Below are 18,209 nucleotides of genomic sequence, written 5' to 3'. Positions count from 1 at the left end.
GGAGCATTGCATGGCACGGGAATCGAGAGAAGGCCGGGGCCGCGAGCGCGAGCGCGAACGGGATCGTGATGGCGACGAGCTGATCGACAAGCTGGTTACCATCAATCGCGTCGCCAAAGTGGTCAAAGGCGGTCGGCGCTTCGCCTTCGCGGCCCTCGTCGTGGTGGGCGACCAGAAGGGCCGGGTCGGCTTCGGCGCCGGCAAGGCCAAGGAAGTACCCGAGGCGATCCGCAAGGCGACGGAACGTGCCAAGCGCGGCATGGTCCGGGTGCCGATGAAGGAAGGCCGCACGCTGCATCACGACGTCGAGGGACGCTACGGCGCGGGGCATGTCGTGCTGCGCTCGGCGCCGGCCGGCACCGGGATCATCGCCGGCGGACCGATGCGCGCGGTGTTCGAGACGCTCGGGATCGGCGACGTGGTGGCGAAATCGCTCGGCAGCCGCAACCCGCACAACATGGTCAAGGCGACGGTTGCCGCGCTGACCAATTGCGCGAGCCCGCGCAGCGTGGCGACAAGGCGCGGCAAGAAGGTCGCCGATCTGTTCGGCAAGCGCGAGAAGGAGGCGACCGTCGATGCCTGAAACAACGAAGGACGCGGTCAGGCGGGTCAAGATCACCCAGACCGGATCGGCGATCGGCCGCAAGCCGGGCCAGAAGGAAACCCTGGTCGGGCTCGGACTGCGCCACATGCATGCAAGCCGCGAAATGGCGGCGACGCCGGAGACGCTCGGCCGGATCAAGAAGGTCGCGCATCTCCTGAAGGTCGAGGAGCTGGCGTAAATGAAACTCAATGAATTGCGCGACAATGCGGGTGCGCGGCCGAAGTCCAAGCGGCTCGGGCGCGGCATCGGCTCGGGCAAGGGCAAGACATCGGGCAAAGGCGTCAAGGGCCAGAAGGCGCGCGAGGGCGTGGCGCTGAACGGCTTCGAGGGTGGTCAGCTCCCGATCTATCGCCGGCTGCCGAAGCGCGGCTTCACCAACATCAACCGCCGCGAATACGCGCCGCTCAATATCGGCACGCTGGCGGCCCTGATCGATGCCGGCAAGCTCGATGCCGGCAAACCGATCACCGAAGCGATCCTGCGCGAGGCCGGCGTGTTCGGCGGCCCGAAAGTTTCGGGCGTTCGCCTGCTCGGCCGGGGTGAGATCGGCGCGAAGGTCGAGATCGAGGTGTCCGGCGCGTCGGCCTCGGCGATCGCGGCGATCGAGCAGGCGGGCGGTTCGGTGAAGACACTGGTTGCCAAGGCCGGACAGGACGCCGCTTAACCGCTCTTGCCGTCGCACGCATGGTTGCGGCAGAATGCATATGACGAACGGCGCCATCTGGTCGTGAGTTTTCACAGGCCGGGCGCCGTTCGCTTTTTCGGGGTCGGTTCGCGACCCGTCTGATGAGGGATATCCATGGCGTCCGCCGCTGAGCAGCTTGCATCGAGCCTGAACCTGGAGACGCTGTCCAAGGCGACCGATCTGAAAAAACGGATCTGGTTCACCCTCGGGGCGCTGATCGTGTTCCGGCTTGGCACCTACATCCCGATCCCCGGCGTCGATGCGGTGGTGATGGAGCATATGCTCGCGCAGAACGGCGGCGGCGTGCTCGGCATGTTCAACATGTTCACCGGCGGCGCGCTGGGGCGGATGACCGTGTTCGCGCTGAACATCATGCCCTATATCTCGGCGTCGATCATCATGCAGTTGATGCAGGCGGCGGTGCCCTCGCTGGAGACGCTGAAAAAGGAAGGCCAGTCCGGCCAGCAGAAGCTCAACCAGTATACCCGCTATCTGACCGTGCTGATCGCGCTGATGCAGTCCTACGGCATCGCGATCGGACTGGAACATATCAGGAGTTCGGTCGGCCCCGCCGTGCTCGACCCCGGCGCGTTCTTCCTGATCACCACGGTGATCACGCTGACCGGAGGCACGGTGTTCCTGATGTGGCTCGGCGAACAGATCACCTCGCGCGGGATCGGCAACGGGTCGAGCCTGATCATTTTCTCGGGCATCGTCGCGGCGTTTCCGGGGGCGATCGCGAGCGTGCTGCAGCTTGGCGCGACCGGCGGATTGTCCACCGGCTTCGTGATCGGGTTTTTCGTGCTGGCCCTGGTGGTCGTCGCCTTCGTGGTGTTCATGGAGCGCGCGCAGCGCCGGGTGCTGATCCAGTATCCGAAGCGCCAGGTCGGCAACCGGATGTTCGGCGGCGATGCATCGCATCTGCCGATGAAGGTGAATACCTCGGGGGTGATCCCGCCGATTTTCGCAAGCTCGCTGCTGCTGATTCCGGCGACGATCATCGGCTTCAGCCACGGCACCGGACCGGGCTGGCTGCAGTTTCTCGCGCGCGAACTGTCCAACGGCCAGCCGGGCTACATGCTTCTTTATGCCGCCCTGATCGTTTTCTTCTCGTATTTCTATACCGCCGTTGTGTTCAATCCCGAGGAAACCGCGGACAATCTCAAGAAATACGGGGGGTTTGTGCCCGGTATCCGGCCCGGAGCGAACACCGCGAAATATTTTGACACGGTGCTGACCCGGCTGACCACGATCGGCGCGGTGTATCTGGTGATCGTGTGTCTGATCCCGCAATTCCTGATCGGCCAGTTCGATCTTGCCGCCGGCTATTATTTCGGCGGCACCTCGCTGCTGATCGTGGTGTCGGTGACGATGGACACGGTCGCGCAAATCCAGTCTCATCTTCTGGCACATCAATATGAAGGCCTGATCCGAAAGGGCCGTGGGAGAGCGCGAACGCGATGAAGATCATTCTGTTGGGACCACCGGGTGCCGGCAAGGGCACGCAGGCGAAGATCCTGCAGGATCGGTATCGCGCGGCGCAGATCGCCACCGGCGACATGCTGCGCGCCGAGGTGAAGGCGGGCACGCCGCTGGGGCGCGAAGCGAAGGCGGTGATGGAGGCGGGACAGCTCGTCTCCGACGACCTGATTATCGAAATGCTGCGCAACCGGCTGGCCCGACCCGATTGCCGGCATGGCTTCATTCTCGACGGATTTCCGCGCACGGTGCCGCAGGCGGAGGCGCTGGATGCGATGCTGGCGGAGAAGCAACTCGGTCTCGACGCGGTCATCCTGCTGAAGGTCGACGAGGACATGCTGGTCGAGCGGATCGCCGGGCGGTTTTCCTGCGCGCATTGCGGCGCCGGCTATCACCGGAGGTTCCACCCGCCGGCGAAGCCGGGAGTTTGCGACAAATGCGGCGGCCATGAGTTCGTGCATCGGGCGGACGACAACGAAGCCACGGTGAAGCGGCGCTTCGCCGCCTATAACGAGCAGACGGCGCCGATCCTGCCGTATTACAAGGCGAAAGGACGGCTTTATGCGGTCGACGGCATGGCGGAACTCGACGAGGTGACCGAGGCGATCGAGGCGGCGCTGCGCCAGGCCGGGGTCGCCGAGCCCGAAGCCGCCACCGCCGGCTGAAACCGGCGGTCGTGCGGGCGGGACCGGCGGTTTCACGAAAAATTGATGTCCGTCGATTGACTCAACCGTCCCCCGGCGATAATGAACGCCATCAGCGGCGCTCCCTTGCGGGGCGCCGCGCTTTATTCAGGCCGAGGTTTGGCGGCTACGCCGCGTGAAACCCAAGCCGTTCATCGACGCAAAAGTCCGAGCGGCATTGCCGCCGGAGACCGAGGAGCAGCAAGCGTGGCGCGTATTGCCGGCGTAAACATCCCTTCGAACAAGCGCGTGCTGATCAGCCTGCGCTATATCTATGGTATCGGGCCCACCAAGGCGCAGAGTATCTGCGCCACGCTCGGCATTGCCGACGACAAGCGCGTCAATCAGCTCTCCGACGACGAGATCCTGAAAATCCGCGAACTGATCGACCGGGATTACCGGGTCGAGGGCGATCTGCGCCGCGAAGTCGCGATGAACATCAAGCGGCTGGTCGATCTCGGCTGCTATCGCGGCCTGCGTCACCGCAAGGGGCTGCCGGTGCGCGGCCAGCGCACCCACACCAACGCCCGCACCCGCAAGGGCAAGGCGGTGGCGATCGCCGGCAAGAAGAAGGTCACGAAGTAGCCCTTCGGCCCGTGCTCGACGCATGGGCGCAACACGGATGACGGATTGATCCGGCCCGGCTTCGCAGTGCCGGCCGGATCGCGAGAAAGACAGGATATTTCATGGCCAAACCAGCCGCCACGCGCCCCCGCCGCAAGGAACGCAAGAACATCAGCTCGGGCGTCGCGCATGTGCTCGCGAGCTTCAACAACACGATGGTGACGATCACCGACGCGCAGGGCAACGCGATCTCGTGGTCGTCGGCTGGCAGCCAGGGCTTCAAGGGCAGCCGGAAATCGACGCCCTATGCGGCGCAGGTCGCCGCCGAGGATGCCGGGCGAAAGGCGCGCGAGCATGGCATGGAGACCTTGGAAATCGAGGTCAGCGGTCCCGGTTCGGGCCGCGAGAGCGCGTTGCGGGCGTTGCAGACGATCGGGTTCTCGATCACCGCGATCCGCGATCTGACGCCGATTCCGCATAACGGATGCCGCCCACGCAAACGGCGCCGCGTTTGATTCAGGACCGATCGACCTGATCGCGCTCGGTTGTCGCGGCCAGGTGGATGAGGTTACGGGTTTTCGGAAGGTAGGGGCGATGCTGTCGTCCGACCGGAGGGGTTGATGTTGAAAGATACGCATTTGGCGATGCAGCGGAACTGGCAGTTGCTGCGCAAGCCGGAAAAGCTGGATATCGAGCCGGGCGCCGACGACATGCGTGCCGCCACGATCATCGCCGAGCCGCTGGAGCGCGGCTTCGGCGTGACGCTCGGCAACGCGCTGCGCCGGATTCTGCTCTCCTCGTTGCATGGCGCCGCGGTGACGTCGGTGAGGATCGACGGGGTTCTGCACGAATTCTCCTCGATCGCCGGCGTGCGCGAGGACGTGACGGACATCGTCCTGAACATCAAGCAGATCGCGGTGCGGATGCACGGCGACGGGCCGAAACGGATGACGCTGACGGCGAAGGGGCCGGGCGAAGTCACCGCGGGGCAGATCCAGGTTGGCCATGATATCGAGATCATGAACCCCGATCTGGTGCTGTGCACGCTGGACGACGGTGCGACCCTGGGCATGGAATTCACCGTCGATGTCGGGCGCGGTTACGTGGCGGCGTCGGCGAACCGCCCGGAAGATGCGCCGATCGGGCTGATCCCGGTCGATGCGATCTATTCCCCGGTGCGGCGGGTTTCCTACCGGATCGAGCCGACCCGCGTGGGTCAGGTGACCGACTATGACCGGCTGATCCTTCAGGTGGAGACCAACGGGGCGGTTACGCCCGAGGATGCGGTGGCGCTGGCCGCCCGCATCCTGCAGGACCAACTTGGCATGTTCATCAATTTCGAGGAGCCGCAGCGACTGCGCTCGGAAGAGCCGCGCCCGGAACTGCCGTTCAATCCGAATCTGCTGCGCAAGGTCGACGAACTCGAATTGTCGGTCCGGTCGGCCAATTGCCTGAAGAACGACAATATCGTCTATATCGGCGATCTGGTGCAGAAATCCGAGCAGGAGATGCTGCGCACGCCGAATTTCGGCCGCAAATCGCTGAACGAGATCAAGGAAGTGCTCACCGCCATGGGGCTCAGCCTCGGGATGTCGGTGCCTGACTGGCCGCCCGAGAATATCGAGGATCTGATCAAGCGGTCCGACCAGCCGTTCTGATCGCGCTTTCGCCTTTGTCGTTGGTTTCGACTTTTTTCTGATCTGGAGTAACCCAAATGCGTCACGGTGTTGCAGGACGTAAACTCGGTGTCACCACGTCCCACCGCGCTGCCATGTTCCGCAACATGGCGGTGGCCCTGCTGAAGCACGAGCAGATCACCACCACCCTGCCGAAGGCCAAGGAGCTCCGGCCGGTCGCGGAGAAACTCATCACTCTGGGCAAGCGCGGCGGGCTGCATGCGCGCCGTCAGGCCCACGCGATGCTGCGCGACGACGTGATCGTGAGCAAATTGTTCGCCACCCTGGCCGAGCGTTACAAGGCGCGGCAGGGCGGCTATACCCGCGTGCTCAAGGCTGGAATGCGCTACGGCGACGCCGCCGATATGGCGGTGATTGAACTGGTCGAGCGCGATCCAGCGGCTAAGGGGCAGGATAGCGGGCCGAAGCCGGAAGCCAAGGAAGGTGAGGGTGAGGCGGCCGATCAGGCCGCCTGACCATCTCACGAACGCTTGAGGTTAGCGAAAGGCGCGGCTCCGGCTGCGCCTTTTTCGTTGCAATCCATGCGCGCCGCGTTATCGTCACGGCATGACAAAACTGACATTCTTCGGCCTGCCGGCCGCCCTTCTTCTCGCCGCCTGCTCCTCGGGGATGGGCGGCGCCCCCACAACCGCCAGTGCCGCCAAGGCCGACAATGCCACGTTTTTGTCGGGGCTGAAGCCGGCCTCCCGCCAGACCGTGCTCTATTGTCAGAGCCAGTTGCAGAAAAAGCTGGGCGGCACGGTGTATGTCGTCGCGGCGCCGAGCCTGCAAAGCGGCGATATCACGGCGAATTCGTCGACCAATTCGATCAGCAATCACGTGCAGGTGGTTTATGATCGGGTGGATAATGGTGCCGTCACCTCCGCCGCACAGGAATGCCATTTGCCATCCTCCAACCTGGTGGTCCGGCCGAGTAGCGGCGACTGACCTGCCCACATATCCGATTGTCCTTCGGCGCCGATCCGCGTAATTTTGTTGTAAAGTTCTATCGTTTCGGAAATTCGTTTGCATTGCCCGATAGCGTGCTATGAATTTCCGAAACGGAACACTTGGCAATACGGCATTTGATGGCATCGCGGAGCGATCCAGCACAGCCGTTTAATTGCGCGCCCAAACAAAGAGTTGAGTGTGATGAGCTTAAACTCGTCACACTGTGCCTGCTCACCGGGTCCGCCGGGGGGCAATGACAAATGCCCTGTATACAAGAGGGGGTAAAAATCATTGATTTAATTGGTGGAGCCAAGCGGAATCGAACCGCCGACCTCCTGAATGCCATTCAGGCGCTCTCCCAACTGAGCTATGGCCCCACCGGCAATGGCGGGCGTATAAACCGGGTTGGCCGGGCCTGCAAGGGGTGGAACCGGGAGGCTGTCGTGATAAGAAGCGACCTGATGCCGGGTTAGCACAGCGGTAGTGCAGCGGTTTTGTAAACCGAAGGCCGGGGGTTCAAATCCCTCACCCGGCACCACCTACGATTGCAGCATTCCGGCGATGCGAGAGACGGACGGGTAGAGCGACGCGCTGGTGATGGTGGCGACCTCGTGGAGATCGGCGCCGAGCCGCACAAGGATTTCGTGCCCGTGCTGGTCCGCGATGGTGATGCCGCTGAGGCCGAAGCGCGGCTGCCCGGTCTCGTCGGTAACGATCGACGCCACCGTCTGCAGGCCGCGATAGAGCTGGCCGTCGTCGATCGCCCAGCCGTCGATCCCGGCGCGGGCGATATCGGCCCGGTAGCTTTCGAAGGTCGGCGGGTTCTGCCAGCGGAGCGTGGCGAAGCGCCGCCGCAATTCGGCTACCGGCAGGTCGAGCGCCGCGGCGACGCAGCGCCCGACGGCGCCGACCAGCGCGGGCAGACGCAGCCCGAGGCGCATCTCGACACGCACCGCCGTTTCGCTATGCGCGCGGTCGATCAGGGCGATATGGCCGTCCTCGCTGATGCGCCACAGGACCAGGAGCATGTCGTAATTGAGCGCGAGCCGTTCCAGCTCCGGCCGGATCAGCTCGGCATGGCGCAGCCCGACCAGCCCGGTGGCGAGTTCCGCCACCGCCATCCCGAGCGTGTAGGTCTTGTCGCCGTCCCGGAACGCGACGAAGCGCGCGCGCGCCAGGGTTCGCAGGATATTGAAGCAGGTGCTCGGATTGATGCCGGTCTCGCGCGCGATGGCGGCGACGCCGAGCGGAGTCGTCGTTGCCGCCAGATGGCGGAGAATGCGGATCGCGTGGACGACTGCGCCAACTTCGCCCTGCACTTTGTTTTCCGACTTCATTCTTGATTCCGATTGACATTCTTTATGGAGAAGGATATGAGCCGTTTTCAGGTGAAATGCAATGGATTTTCGCCGCTGCGCGGCCATCACGGGCAGATCGTCCCTGGCAGGTCATCGCCATCGGACCTGCTCGCGAACCGGTCGGAACGCGGCATCCCATGGTGGGGGAACCGGGTGGGAAGCCGGCGATATTCGGCCTTGGCAAGGAGATTGGCGCATGGATCATCCGATGACGCTACCCCAGGCGGGACATGACAACGTTCCCGATGCCAGCGGGATCAATCTCTATCGCAGTGATCCGGTCTTCTCCGGCCTGCTCAGGCTCTATCTCGGGGAAGACCGGTTTTCGGCGCTTGAGCCGACGCTGATCGATCTCGGCCAGCGCGCCTCCGACGAGCTCGACCAATGGGCTCTGACCGCCGACAAAAACCCGCCGGTTCTGCGGCATCGCACCCGCCGGGGCGAGGCGATCCAGAGCATCGTCAAGCATCCGAGCTACACGGCGCTTGAACGCGTTGCGTTCGGCGAGCTGGGGCTTGCCGGCATGAGCCATCGCGGCGAGCGAATTCCTTCGCTGGTCAAATATGCGCTGACCTTTCTTTTCGTCCAGGCTGAGTTCGGACTTTGCTGCCCACTCAGCATGACCGACTCGCTGGCCCGGACCCTGCGCCGTTTCGGTTCGGAAGAACTGGTCCGGCGCTATCTGCCCTTTCTGATTTCGCGCGATTCGGACACCGCTTTTCAGGGCGCGATGTTCATGACCGAGCAGGCCGCCGGCTCCGATGTCGCCCGGATCGCGACGCGCGCCGTGCGCGAAGGCGGGGAATGGCGCCTTTACGGCGAAAAATGGTTTTGCTCTAACCCCGATGCGGATCTCGCGATGGTTCTGGCGCGGCCCGAGGGTGCCGCCGACGGCATTGCCGGGATCGCGCTGTTCCTGATGCCGAAGGTGCTGGAGGGCGGCGCGCGGAATTCCTACCGGATCGTCCGTCTCAAGGACAAGCTCGGCAGCCGTTCGATGGCAAGCGGCGAAATCGTGCTCGATGGCGCCTTGGCCTATCTGATTGGCGAGGTCGGTCGCGGGTTTCATCAGATGGCGGACATGATCAACATGTCACGCCTGTCCAATGGCGTTCGCGCCGCCGGGCTGATGCGGCGCGCCGCGACCGAGGCATTGCATGTCGCACGCGAGCGGCACGCTTTCGGCCAGAAGCTGGCCGACATGACGCTGATGCTCCGGCAGCTGACGAAAATCCTGCTGCCGGCCGAGCAAGCGCGCTCGATGTTCATGCATACCGCGCGCTGCCTCGATCGCGCCGATGCCGGCGATGCCGAGGCCGCCAAGTTGGTCCGCATTCTCACCCCGTTGATCAAGTTCCGGGCCTGCCGCGACGCGCGCCGGGTGACCGGTGATGCGATGGAAGTCCGTGGTGGGGTCGGCTACATCGAGGAATGGTCCGATCCGAGGCTGGTGCGCGATTCGCATCTCGGATCGATCTGGGAAGGCACCAGCAACATCGTAGCGCTCGATATCGCGCGCGCCGCCCGCCGCGAAGCCTGCCTCGAGCCGCTCTCGGCCTATCTGGCCAGGCTGCTCGACGAGGCGGCGCTGCCGGAGCCAAGTGACGCGCTGATGCGGCGCCTGATCGGCAAAACCATCGGTGCCGTCACCAGGGTTGCCGAGCGCCAGGATACGGAGCGGGTCCGCCAGGCCGGCAGCGCCCTGTACCATCTCTGCAGCGCCGTCTTCATGGCCTGGGAAGCCGCGCGGATGGCGCCGGATTTCCAGCGCCTCGCCCTCGGCCACCTGGTCGTCCGGCACCGGCTGATGCCATTCGACCCGCTCGCACTGGAGGACAGAGGGCCCGATGCGGAGGCGCTGCGCGCCATCGTCGAGGCGCGGACGATGCCGATCGAGGAGGCGATGCGATTCTGTCCAGAATAGGACAGACGGTTTCCAGGTAACAACCTGTTCGGGGCCGCAAGCAGAAGCAGAACCATTTTGCCGCAAAGGGAGATAAATGAACAGTGCGACCATGACTCATGCCGATGAGGACCGCGCGGCGGAAATCGGCGCCAGGATCGACCGGCTGCCGGCCTGGGGGCTGACGCTTGCTGGGAAAGCAGTGTTTGCCGCGGCATATTTCTTCTCGTTCTACGACATCATCGCGATCGGCGCGACATTGCCGAATATCGCGCATGCGCTGCACCTGAGCGGCGCGGAAGAGGCGCTGCCGCTGACGACGAGTTTGATCGGCTACATCATCGGGGCCGTCATCCTGGGGCATCTCGCGGATTCGTGGGGCCGGCGCAACACCCTGCTGGTGACGATGCTTCTGCTCGCCGCATCCTCCGTGCTGTGCGGCCTGTCCTGGAACATCGCGTCGCTTGCGGTGTTCAGGCTGTTCAGCGGCATGGGCATCGGGGCGCAGATTTCGCTGAGTGCGACGATGATCAACGAATTATCGCCGAGTGCACAGCGCGGACGTAACATTCAGCGCAACATCATCGCCGGCGGTATCGGCGATGCGGTGACGCCGTTCGTCGCGATGGCGTTGCTGTCCGCCGGCGAGATCGGCTGGCGGCTGGTGCTCGGATTCGGCGTGCTGGCCTTGATTCCCGCCGCATTGCTCTACTTTCTGCCGGAATCGCCACGCTGGCTGGCCGCCAAGGGATGCTACGGCGAGGCGCAACGGATCGTTGCGGGGATGGAGGCGGTGCTGCGCGCGCGGGGCATGACGATCGCGAGCATTCCTCCGGTGGCCGAGGCGGTGCTGCCGGCAAGTGCCATGTCGGTTCGATTCCTCGATCTGTTCCGGCCGCCTTATCTGTCGCGCGTTCTGGTGGTCACGACCTACTGGACCCTGTTCTATGTCGCGACCTATGCGTTTCTCGGATTCGGCACGGTTCTTCTCGACAAGATGACGATTCAACAGCCGCACGGGCTGCTCTACACCGCCCTGGGCGATCTCGCGTTTCCGGTCGGCGCGGCCCTGCCGCTGCTTCTGCTCGATCGGGTTCCGCGGCGCTATCTGCTCGGCCTGTCGAGCATCACCTACACCATCGGGCTTGCGGTTCTTGCGACCAGCCGGAGCGGTACCGCCATGGTGATCGGCGCCCTGCTCGTCGCGCTGAACATCCTGTTCAATGCGGGCGTGGGCTACATCTATACGTCGGAGATATTTCCGACCCGGATTCGCGCATCGGCCATGGGCATCGCCGATGGCGGCGGCCATATCGGCGGCATGATCGCGCCTTACGTCGTGCTGGCGGCGATGGCGGGCTGGGGTGCGCGCGGCGTCTTCGGATTGCTCGCCGGGCTCATGGTCGTCTGCGCCATCCTGATCGTCACCCTGGGGGTGCGCCGGACCGGCGAATTGCCTTCGATATAGAAACACAAAATTCCCTATGGAGATTGTCATTCTTCAATGAGAATTATAGGCCAATCGAAGATCAGGAAAATCGGCTTCACGCCGGAACTTCATCGGGATCGGGGGATGGATGACCAGCACAGCCGCCAGCGATAACGGGCCCGAGGCACAGTATCGGGAGCATCTGCGTGCCGGTCGGTTCATGATCCAGCGCAGCCGGTCCACAGGACGTTATATATTCTATCCGCGCGTTGCCGTGCCGGAAACCGGCGAGACCGATCTTGCCTGGGTGGCGGCGGCCGGAACCGGCATTGTCCATGCCATCACCGTCAATCGCGGCCGGGACGAAAGCTACAATGTCGCGCTCGTCGAACTGGATGAAGGTCCACGCCTGATGAGCCGGATCGACGGCGTCGAGAGCGTCGCGATCGGCACCAGGGTGATGGCCCGGATCGTTGCCGAGGGCGACGAGCCGTTCGTGGTGTTCGATGTGCTCAAGGAGCCGGAATAAATGGCGCATGCATTGCGCGGACGTAGTGCCGTCGTCGGGATCGGAACCGCCGGGCTGGGCGAGGCGCCGGGCCGCACCGCCATGGAACTGCTTGCCCAAGCGTCGCTGGCGGCGATCGCCGATGCCGGCCTCAGCCTCGCGGATATCGACGGCATTTTCGCCGCGACCAGCAGTCACGCGTTCCCGACGCTGTCGGTCGCCGAATATCTCGGACTCCGCCCGCGATTTTTCGACGGCACCAATATCGGCGGCGCATCCTTCGAGATGCATCTTCTGCAGGCGGCGCTCGCGCTCGATGCCGGGCTGTGTGATGTGGCGCTGATCTGCTACGGGTCGAATCAGCGCACCGCCAGCGGCCGCCTGGTGTCGATGAGCGAAACCCAATGGCACGAGGCGCCGTACCGGCCGCGCCACCCGATCACTGCCTATGCGCTCGCGGCGAGCCGGCACATGCACCTATACGGCACCACGCGCGCGATGCTGGCGGAGGTCGCGGTCGCCGCGCGGCAATGGGCGAACTGGAATCCCGATGCGTTTGCGCGCGGCAAGCTGTCGCGCGAAGACGTGCTGTCGAGCCGGATGATCAGCGATCCGCTGACCAAATATGATTGCTGCCTCGTCACCGATGGCGGCGGCGCCTGCGTGATGGTCCGCGCCGACCGCGCCCGCGACCTGAAGCGAAAGCCGGCCTTCCTGCTCGGTGCCGCCGGAGCGCATTCGCATCGCTCGATCGCGCAGATGCGCGATCTGACCGTCACCGCGGCGGCGGAAAGCGGTCCGCGCGCGTTCGAGATGGCCGGTCTCGCGCTTGGCGATGTCGATCTGGTCATGCTCTACGATGCGTTCACCATCAACACGATCCTGTTCCTTGAAGATCTCGGCTTCTGTCCGAAAGGTGAGGGCGGGCGCTTCGTCCAGGACGGCGCGATCGCGCCGGGCGGGCGCCTCGCGGTGAATACCAATGGCGGCGGACTCTCCTGCGTGCATCCCGGCATGTACGGCATGTTTCTGATTATCGAGGCCGTCACCCAGTTGCGCGGCGATGCCGGTGAACGGCAGCTTCCGCGCTGCGAGGTTGCATTGTGCCATGGCAATGGCGGCACTTTGTCGAGCCAAGTAACGGCGCTGCTCGGCAGCGCCGCAACGGTGACGCAATGAATCGGGATATCGGGCTCGATGCGCTGCTCGCGCCGGGCTCGGTCGCGATCATCGGGGCATCCACCGATCCAACACGGATCGGCGGAAGGCCGATCGCCTATATGCGCGATGCCGGCTTCCAGGGCGCGATCCTGCCGGTCAATCCGAACCGGACGGAAATCCAGGGGCTGCCGGCCTATCCCTCGGTCGCGAGCATGCCGTGCGTGCCCGACGTCGCGATCGTCGCCGTCCCTGGCGCGGCGGCGGAGCAGGCGGTGGCCGATCTCGGTGCGCGCGGCGTGAAGGCGGCGATCGTGTTTGCCGCCGGCTTCGCCGAGACCGGCGCGGATGGCGCGGCGGCGCAGGATCGTCTCCTGGCCGCGGCGCGGGTTCACGGCATGCGGCTGCTCGGCCCCAACGTCCTCGGCCTGTTCAACGCGCGCATCGGGTTTTACGGAATATTTTCCGCCAGTCTCGAAACCGGATATCCGCTGCCCGGCCGTATCGGCATCGTCAGCCAGTCGGGTGCCTATGGCACACATGTTTTCGCCGCCGCGCGGGACCGGCGGATCGGCGCGCCGATCTGCGTGACCACCGGAAACGAGGCGGACGTGACGGTTGGCGAAGTGATCGGCTGGATGGTCCGCGACCCGGACACCGACGTCATCGCCGTCTATGCCGAAGGCATCCGCTGCTCGGCCAGCTTCATGGCTGCGCTGGAGGCGGCGCGGCTTGCGCACAAGCCTGTGGTGGTCATGAAGGTCGGGCGAAGCGAGCGCGGGCAGGCGGCCGCGCGGTCCCACACGGCATCGATCGCGGGGAACGACGCGGTGACCGACGCCGTGCTGGCGGAGTTCGGTGCGGTGCGTGCGCGCAACACCGAGGAGATGCTGGACATCGCCTATCTCGCGACGCGCCGTATCTACCCCATGCGCAATACGCTCGGCATGATTACGGTCAGCGGTGGCGCCGGCGTGCTGGTCAGCGATGCGGCGGAGACCCTGGAGCTGGAGATGCCCCTGATGCCGCCGGAGACCCAGGCACGCCTCAAAACCCTGCTGCCGTTCGCGGCACCGGCGAACCCGGTCGATTGCACGGCGCATGTGTTCAACGACATGTCATTGGTCGGCCAGTTCACTGAAGCCATGGTGGACGAGGGCGGCTACAGTTCCGTGCTCGCGTTTTTCACCCATACCGGCGGCGCGCAGTCTATCGCGCCGCGGCTGCGCGCCGAACTGAGCCGGGTCCGCGACCGTCATCCCGACCGGCTCTATATTCTTTCGGTTCTCGCGTCGCCCGAACTGGTCGCGCAATACGAGGCGGACGGCTTCGCGGTTTTCGAGGACCCGACCCGCGCGACGGTCGCGATTCATGCGATGGGCCGCTTCGGCGCCGCCTTCGCGCGCGGTCCGGGCAGCAAGCTGCCTGCGGTTCCCGCAATCGACTTGCCGGATCGCTCGCCGGACGAAGCCGGAGCCAAGCGGCTGCTCGCGGCAATCGGCATCGAAGCGGCGCCGGAACAAAGCTGTGCAAGCGCCGAAGCGGCGGTTGCCGCGGCGGCGGCGCTCGGCTTTCCGGTGGTGATGAAGATTTTGTCCCCCGATATTCAGCACAAATCCGAAATCGGCGGCGTGCTGCTCGATATCAGTGACGCAGCCGAAGTGCGGGCCGGCTATGCCACGCTGCTGGCGCGCGCGAAGGCGGCGGCGCCGTCCGCGCGGATCGACGGCGTCCTGGTGGCGAAGCAGTTGCGCGGCGGCGTGGAATGCATCCTCGGCATTCATCGCGATCCGGTCTTCGGCCCGGTCGCGATGTTCGGCCTGGGCGGTATTTTCGTCGAAATCCTGCGCGATGTCGCGTTTCGCCGCTGCCCGTTCGGCGAGGCGGAGGCGATGGACATGATTAGCGGTATTCGTGGTGCACCGCTCCTGCTTGGCGCGCGCGGCAGGCCGCCCGCCGATCTCGGTGCGCTGGGCCGGATGCTGTCCCGGCTGTCGGTTTTCGCGCACCGGGCCGGACCGCGCCTGCTGTCGGTTGAGCTCAACCCCGTGCTCGCGATGCCGGATAGTGGCGGGGCCTACGCGCTCGATGCCGTTCTGGAGCTGGAGGCACCGCCATGACGATCAATCCCGACCACCTTCTGAATTTCCCGATCCCGGATGTCCGGCAGCGCCTGACACGGCGGGACACGATTCTCTACGCGCTCTCGGTAGGGCTCGGGCAGGACCCGCTCGACGCGCGGCAGCTCGACTTCGTCGATCAGCACCGGACGTTGCGCGTTTTGCCGTCGATGCCTGTCGTGCTCGGCCATCCCGGCTTCTGGCTGCTCGACCCGCGTACCGGCGTGGACGCCGTGCGGGTGGTGCACGGCGAGCAGAGCGTGGAAATTCTCCGGCCGCTGCCGGTGGAGGGCGAGGTCATCGGCCGCACCCGCATCACCGGGCTGGTGGACAAGGGCGCGGGGCGCGGCGCGCTGCTCTATTCGGAGAAACAGGTGATCGACGCCGCCAGCGGTGATGTGCTGGCGCTAACGCGCAGCACCACCTTCCTGCGCGGCGATGGGGGATTTGGCGGTCCGTCCGGCCCCGTGCGCCCGGCGCATCCGATGCCGGAGGGCGCGCCCGAATTCGTCGTGGACCTGCCGACCCGGCCGGAGCAGGCGCTCCTTTACCGCCTGAATGGCGATGACAATCCGCTGCATGCCGATCCCACCTTTGCGGAGCAAGCAGGGTTTCCGCGCCCGATCCTGCATGGGTTGTGCACGCTTGGCGTCGTCGCCCATGCGCTGCTGCGCGTTCTGGGGGATTACGACACCACCGCTTTCCGCAGCCTCGATCTGCGGTTTTCCGCACCGGTGCTGCCGGGCGAGACGATTCGCACCGAAATCTGGCGGGACGGTTCCTTCCGAGCCCGCGTCCTGGAACGCGACGAGATCGTGGTGAACAACGGACACGCCGTGTTCGAGCGCGCGCCGGACGGAGGGCCGAAACGGTGAGCGTGGCGGCCGACCGGTCGGAAAACCTGCGGATGATCCGCGACAGCGCCGGGGCGGTGGTGCCGCCGGGCGATCTCCGCCGGGTGCGGGCGCTGCGCTCCGGCGCGCCTGGCATCGATCGGGATGTCTGGCGGGAGATGTGCGCGATGGGCTGGCCGGGGCTGCGCCTGCCGGAAGCGGAAGGCGGCTCGGGGCTCGGGATGGCTGAATTCTGCGCCCTGGTTGAGGAGCTTGGGCGCGGGCTGGTCCCTGAGCCGCTGATCCAGGGCGCGTTTGCGGCCCGGCTGCTGCGGGGCGAAGCGCTGGAAGCGCTGCTCGCCGGGGAGCGGATCGTGCTGCCGGCCTGGCAGGAACGCGCCGGCGCGATCGCCGCCGGGCGGGATGCCGCGCTGCGCGACGGGCGCGTCACCGGCCGCAAGCTGTTCGTGCCGATGGCAAGCTGTGCCGATGCCTTCCTGGTTACGACACATGATGGCCTCGCGCTGGTGCGCGCCGACGCGCCCGGCGTTTCGCTTGAGATCGCCGGAACCCAGGATGGCGGGCATTTCGGCACGCTCTCGCTCGACGATGCGCCGGCCGAGGCGGTCGCGGCTGCGACGGAAGACGCGGTGGACGAGGCGCTGGACGAGGCGGCCCTGGCGCTCGCCGCCTATCTGCTCGGCGCGATGGAGCGGAGTTTCGCGCTGACTCTCGACTATTTGTGCACGCGCCGGCAATTCGGCCGGCCGATCGGCAGTTTTCAGGCGCTGCAGCACCGCGCGGCGGATCTCGGCATTCAGATCGCCCTCACGCGTGCCAGCGTCGAGAGCGCCGCCGCGACGCTTGATTCCGCCGGCCCGGCCGCGCCACGCGCGGCTGCTGTCTCGCGGGCCAAGGCCCGTGCGGCCACGGCATCGATGCTGGTGACGCGCCAGGCGATCCAGTTGCATGGCGCGATCGGCTACACCGACGAGGCCGATATCGGTCTCTATCTGCGCAAGGCGATGGTGCTGGCCAATCTGCACGGCAGCGCCGCCGAGCACCGCGCACGCTATGCGCGCCTTCTGCCGGAGACGGACCATGACTGACTTGAACGCGCTCGACGACGAGGATTTCCGACTCGCGGTGCGGCGCTGGCTCCGCGAAGCCTATCCGCCGGAGCTGCGCAACCCGCCAAAGCGCCTGCACTGGCGGGACAACAAGGTCTGGTATCTGAAGCTCGCGGAGAAAGGATGGCTGGCGCCGGGCTGGCCGCGCGAACATGGCGGCATGGGGCTTTCGGCCGCGAAACAGCTCATCATGCTCGACGAATATGAACGCCACGGCGTCGCGCGCACCAACGACCACGGCATCGTCATGCTCGGCCCGCTGCTCATCCGCTACGGCACCGAAGCGCAGAAGAGCCGGTTCCTGCCGAAAATTCTGTCGGGCGAGCATATCTGGTGCCAGGGCTATAGTGAGCCGAATGCCGGTTCCGACCTCGCCAGCGTCGCGACCACGGCGGTGCGGGAGGGCGAGGACTGGGTGCTGAACGGGCAGAAAACCTGGACCACGCTGGCCAACGACGCAAACTGGATCTTTGTTCTCGCGCGCACCGACCGCGCCGCGAAGAAGCAGGAGGGCATCAGCTTTTTCCTGGTCCCGATGGATGCGCCGGGCGTTACCGTGCGACCGATTGTCAATCTCGACCTGCACGACGAGTTCTGCGAGGTGTTTTTCGACACCGTGCGCGTGCCGCACGACAATCTCGTCGGCGCGGTGAACCAGGGCTGGACCATGGCCAAGGCGCTGCTCGGCTTCGAGCGGGTCATGATCGGCTCGCCGAAGCAGTCGGCCTATGCGCTCGGGCGGTTGCGCCTGCTGGCGCAGCGCATGGGGGGCTGGGACGATCCCGTCTTCCAGGACCGCTATACCGGCCTGCGGCTCGACCTCGCCGATCATACATCGCTTTACGAAACCTATTTGGAGATCCTGCGGCGCGGCGAGATGCCGGGGGCCGATGCTTCCATGCTCAAATTGCATCAGAGCGAGCTTTATCAGCGGATCACCGACACGATGCTGGAGATCGCCGCCGAGAATGCGGGGCTACTGGAGCCGATGGAGGGCAACCGCGATCTCAACCCCGCCGGCCTGTTCCTGCAGGCGCGTCCGGTGACGATCTACGGCGGATCGAACGAGATTCAGCGCAACATCCTGGCCCGGACCGTGCTGGGGCTGCCGGGCTGACCGCCCGGATA

19 protein-coding genes and 2 tRNA genes are annotated in these 18,209 nt (G+C 65.4%); 19 read left to right on the top strand and 2 right to left on the bottom strand.

Going from position 1 to position 18,209, the window contains the following annotated elements; genetic code table 11:
* Positions 1–10: 10 nt before the first annotated feature.
* The 10 genes from rpsE (at position 11) to L2A60_RS01810 (ending at position 6,639) form a co-directional block, all read left to right on the top strand.
* Positions 11–583, top strand: a complete 573-nt coding sequence (gene rpsE / locus L2A60_RS01855) for a 30S ribosomal protein S5 (protein WP_235702664.1) — start codon at positions 11–13, stop codon at positions 581–583.
* Positions 576–782: a 50S ribosomal protein L30 gene (gene rpmD / locus L2A60_RS01850; protein WP_235702663.1), complete on the top strand. Its 207-nt coding sequence runs from the start codon at positions 576–578 to the stop codon at positions 780–782. Before rpsE ends, rpmD begins: the two co-directional genes overlap by 8 nt.
* A complete protein-coding gene (rplO, locus tag L2A60_RS01845) occupies positions 783–1,268 on the top strand; it encodes a 50S ribosomal protein L15 (protein WP_235702662.1) in 486 nt (161 codons plus the stop codon).
* Between the two features lie 135 nt (positions 1,269–1,403).
* Positions 1,404–2,753: a preprotein translocase subunit SecY gene (secY, locus tag L2A60_RS01840; RefSeq protein ID WP_235702661.1), complete on the top strand. Its 1,350-nt coding sequence runs from the start codon at positions 1,404–1,406 to the stop codon at positions 2,751–2,753.
* Complete coding sequence (locus tag L2A60_RS01835; RefSeq protein ID WP_235702660.1) at positions 2,750–3,433, top strand: adenylate kinase; 684 nt, start codon at positions 2,750–2,752, stop codon at positions 3,431–3,433. The genes secY and L2A60_RS01835 overlap by 4 nt, the downstream gene beginning before the upstream one ends.
* A 225-nt stretch (positions 3,434–3,658) precedes the next feature.
* Positions 3,659–4,036 carry a 30S ribosomal protein S13 gene (gene rpsM, locus L2A60_RS01830; protein ID WP_235702763.1) on the top strand — a complete coding sequence of 126 codons (378 nt, stop codon included), beginning with the start codon at positions 3,659–3,661 and terminating at the stop codon, positions 4,034–4,036.
* Positions 4,037–4,137: 101 nt separating this feature from the next.
* Positions 4,138–4,530, top strand: coding sequence for a 30S ribosomal protein S11 (rpsK, locus tag L2A60_RS01825; RefSeq protein WP_235702659.1), 393 nt, complete (start codon positions 4,138–4,140; stop codon positions 4,528–4,530).
* Positions 4,531–4,653: 123 nt separating this feature from the next.
* A complete protein-coding gene (locus tag L2A60_RS01820) occupies positions 4,654–5,673 on the top strand; it encodes a DNA-directed RNA polymerase subunit alpha (RefSeq protein ID WP_235702762.1) in 1,020 nt (339 codons plus the stop codon).
* 56 nt (positions 5,674–5,729) lie between these two features.
* Positions 5,730–6,167, top strand: a complete 438-nt coding sequence (gene rplQ / locus L2A60_RS01815; RefSeq protein ID WP_235702658.1) for a 50S ribosomal protein L17 — start codon at positions 5,730–5,732, stop codon at positions 6,165–6,167.
* A gap of 91 nt (positions 6,168–6,258) precedes the next feature.
* Positions 6,259–6,639: a hypothetical protein gene (locus L2A60_RS01810; RefSeq protein ID WP_235702657.1), complete on the top strand. Its 381-nt coding sequence runs from the start codon at positions 6,259–6,261 to the stop codon at positions 6,637–6,639.
* A 304-nt stretch (positions 6,640–6,943) separates the two neighbouring features.
* Here the strand turns inward: L2A60_RS01810 and L2A60_RS01805 are convergent.
* A tRNA-Ala gene (locus tag L2A60_RS01805) sits at positions 6,944–7,019 on the bottom strand.
* Positions 7,020–7,105: 86 nt separating this feature from the next.
* Here L2A60_RS01805 and L2A60_RS01800 point away from each other — a divergent pair.
* A tRNA-Thr gene (locus L2A60_RS01800) sits at positions 7,106–7,180 on the top strand.
* A gap of 1 nt (position 7,181) precedes the next feature.
* Here L2A60_RS01800 and L2A60_RS01795 read toward each other — a convergent pair.
* Positions 7,182–7,979: an IclR family transcriptional regulator gene (locus L2A60_RS01795; protein ID WP_235702656.1), complete on the bottom strand. Its 798-nt coding sequence runs from the start codon at positions 7,977–7,979 to the stop codon at positions 7,182–7,184.
* 217 nt (positions 7,980–8,196) lie between these two features.
* Here L2A60_RS01795 and L2A60_RS01790 point away from each other — a divergent pair, with 217 nt between their 5' ends.
* The 8 genes from L2A60_RS01790 to L2A60_RS01755 all read left to right on the top strand — a co-directional run bounded on the left by L2A60_RS01790 (position 8,197) and on the right by L2A60_RS01755 (position 18,198).
* Positions 8,197–9,924 carry an acyl-CoA dehydrogenase family protein gene (locus L2A60_RS01790; protein ID WP_235702655.1) on the top strand — a complete coding sequence of 576 codons (1,728 nt, stop codon included), beginning with the start codon at positions 8,197–8,199 and terminating at the stop codon, positions 9,922–9,924.
* 76 nt (positions 9,925–10,000) lie between these two features.
* Entirely contained in the window at positions 10,001–11,371 is a 1,371-nt protein-coding gene (locus tag L2A60_RS01785; protein WP_235702654.1) for an MFS transporter, read from the top strand.
* 109 nt (positions 11,372–11,480) lie between these two features.
* Entirely contained in the window at positions 11,481–11,861 is a 381-nt protein-coding gene (locus L2A60_RS01780; protein ID WP_235702653.1) for a Zn-ribbon domain-containing OB-fold protein, read from the top strand.
* Positions 11,862–13,019: a thiolase gene (locus L2A60_RS01775; protein WP_235702652.1), complete on the top strand. Its 1,158-nt coding sequence runs from the start codon at positions 11,862–11,864 to the stop codon at positions 13,017–13,019.
* Positions 13,016–15,118 (top strand): acetate--CoA ligase family protein, encoded by a 2,103-nt coding sequence (locus L2A60_RS01770; RefSeq protein ID WP_235702651.1) that lies wholly within the window; start codon positions 13,016–13,018, stop codon positions 15,116–15,118. Before L2A60_RS01775 ends, L2A60_RS01770 begins: the two co-directional genes overlap by 4 nt.
* Positions 15,115–15,993 (top strand): MaoC/PaaZ C-terminal domain-containing protein, encoded by an 879-nt coding sequence (locus tag L2A60_RS01765; RefSeq protein ID WP_235702650.1) that lies wholly within the window; start codon positions 15,115–15,117, stop codon positions 15,991–15,993. The genes L2A60_RS01770 and L2A60_RS01765 overlap by 4 nt, the downstream gene beginning before the upstream one ends.
* A complete protein-coding gene (locus tag L2A60_RS01760; RefSeq protein WP_235702649.1) occupies positions 15,990–17,060 on the top strand; it encodes an acyl-CoA dehydrogenase family protein in 1,071 nt (356 codons plus the stop codon). Before L2A60_RS01765 ends, L2A60_RS01760 begins: the two co-directional genes overlap by 4 nt.
* Positions 17,053–18,198: an acyl-CoA dehydrogenase family protein gene (locus tag L2A60_RS01755; RefSeq protein WP_235702648.1), complete on the top strand. Its 1,146-nt coding sequence runs from the start codon at positions 17,053–17,055 to the stop codon at positions 18,196–18,198. The genes L2A60_RS01760 and L2A60_RS01755 overlap by 8 nt, the downstream gene beginning before the upstream one ends.
* Positions 18,199–18,209: the final 11 nt, after the last annotated feature.

This window comes from Acidiphilium iwatense (genome assembly GCF_021556475.1).
Lineage (GTDB): Bacteria > Pseudomonadota > Alphaproteobacteria > Acetobacterales > Acetobacteraceae > Acidiphilium > Acidiphilium iwatense.
Note: the sequence above shows the minus strand (reverse complement) of the source record. Positions and strands in the feature narration are given on the sequence as shown.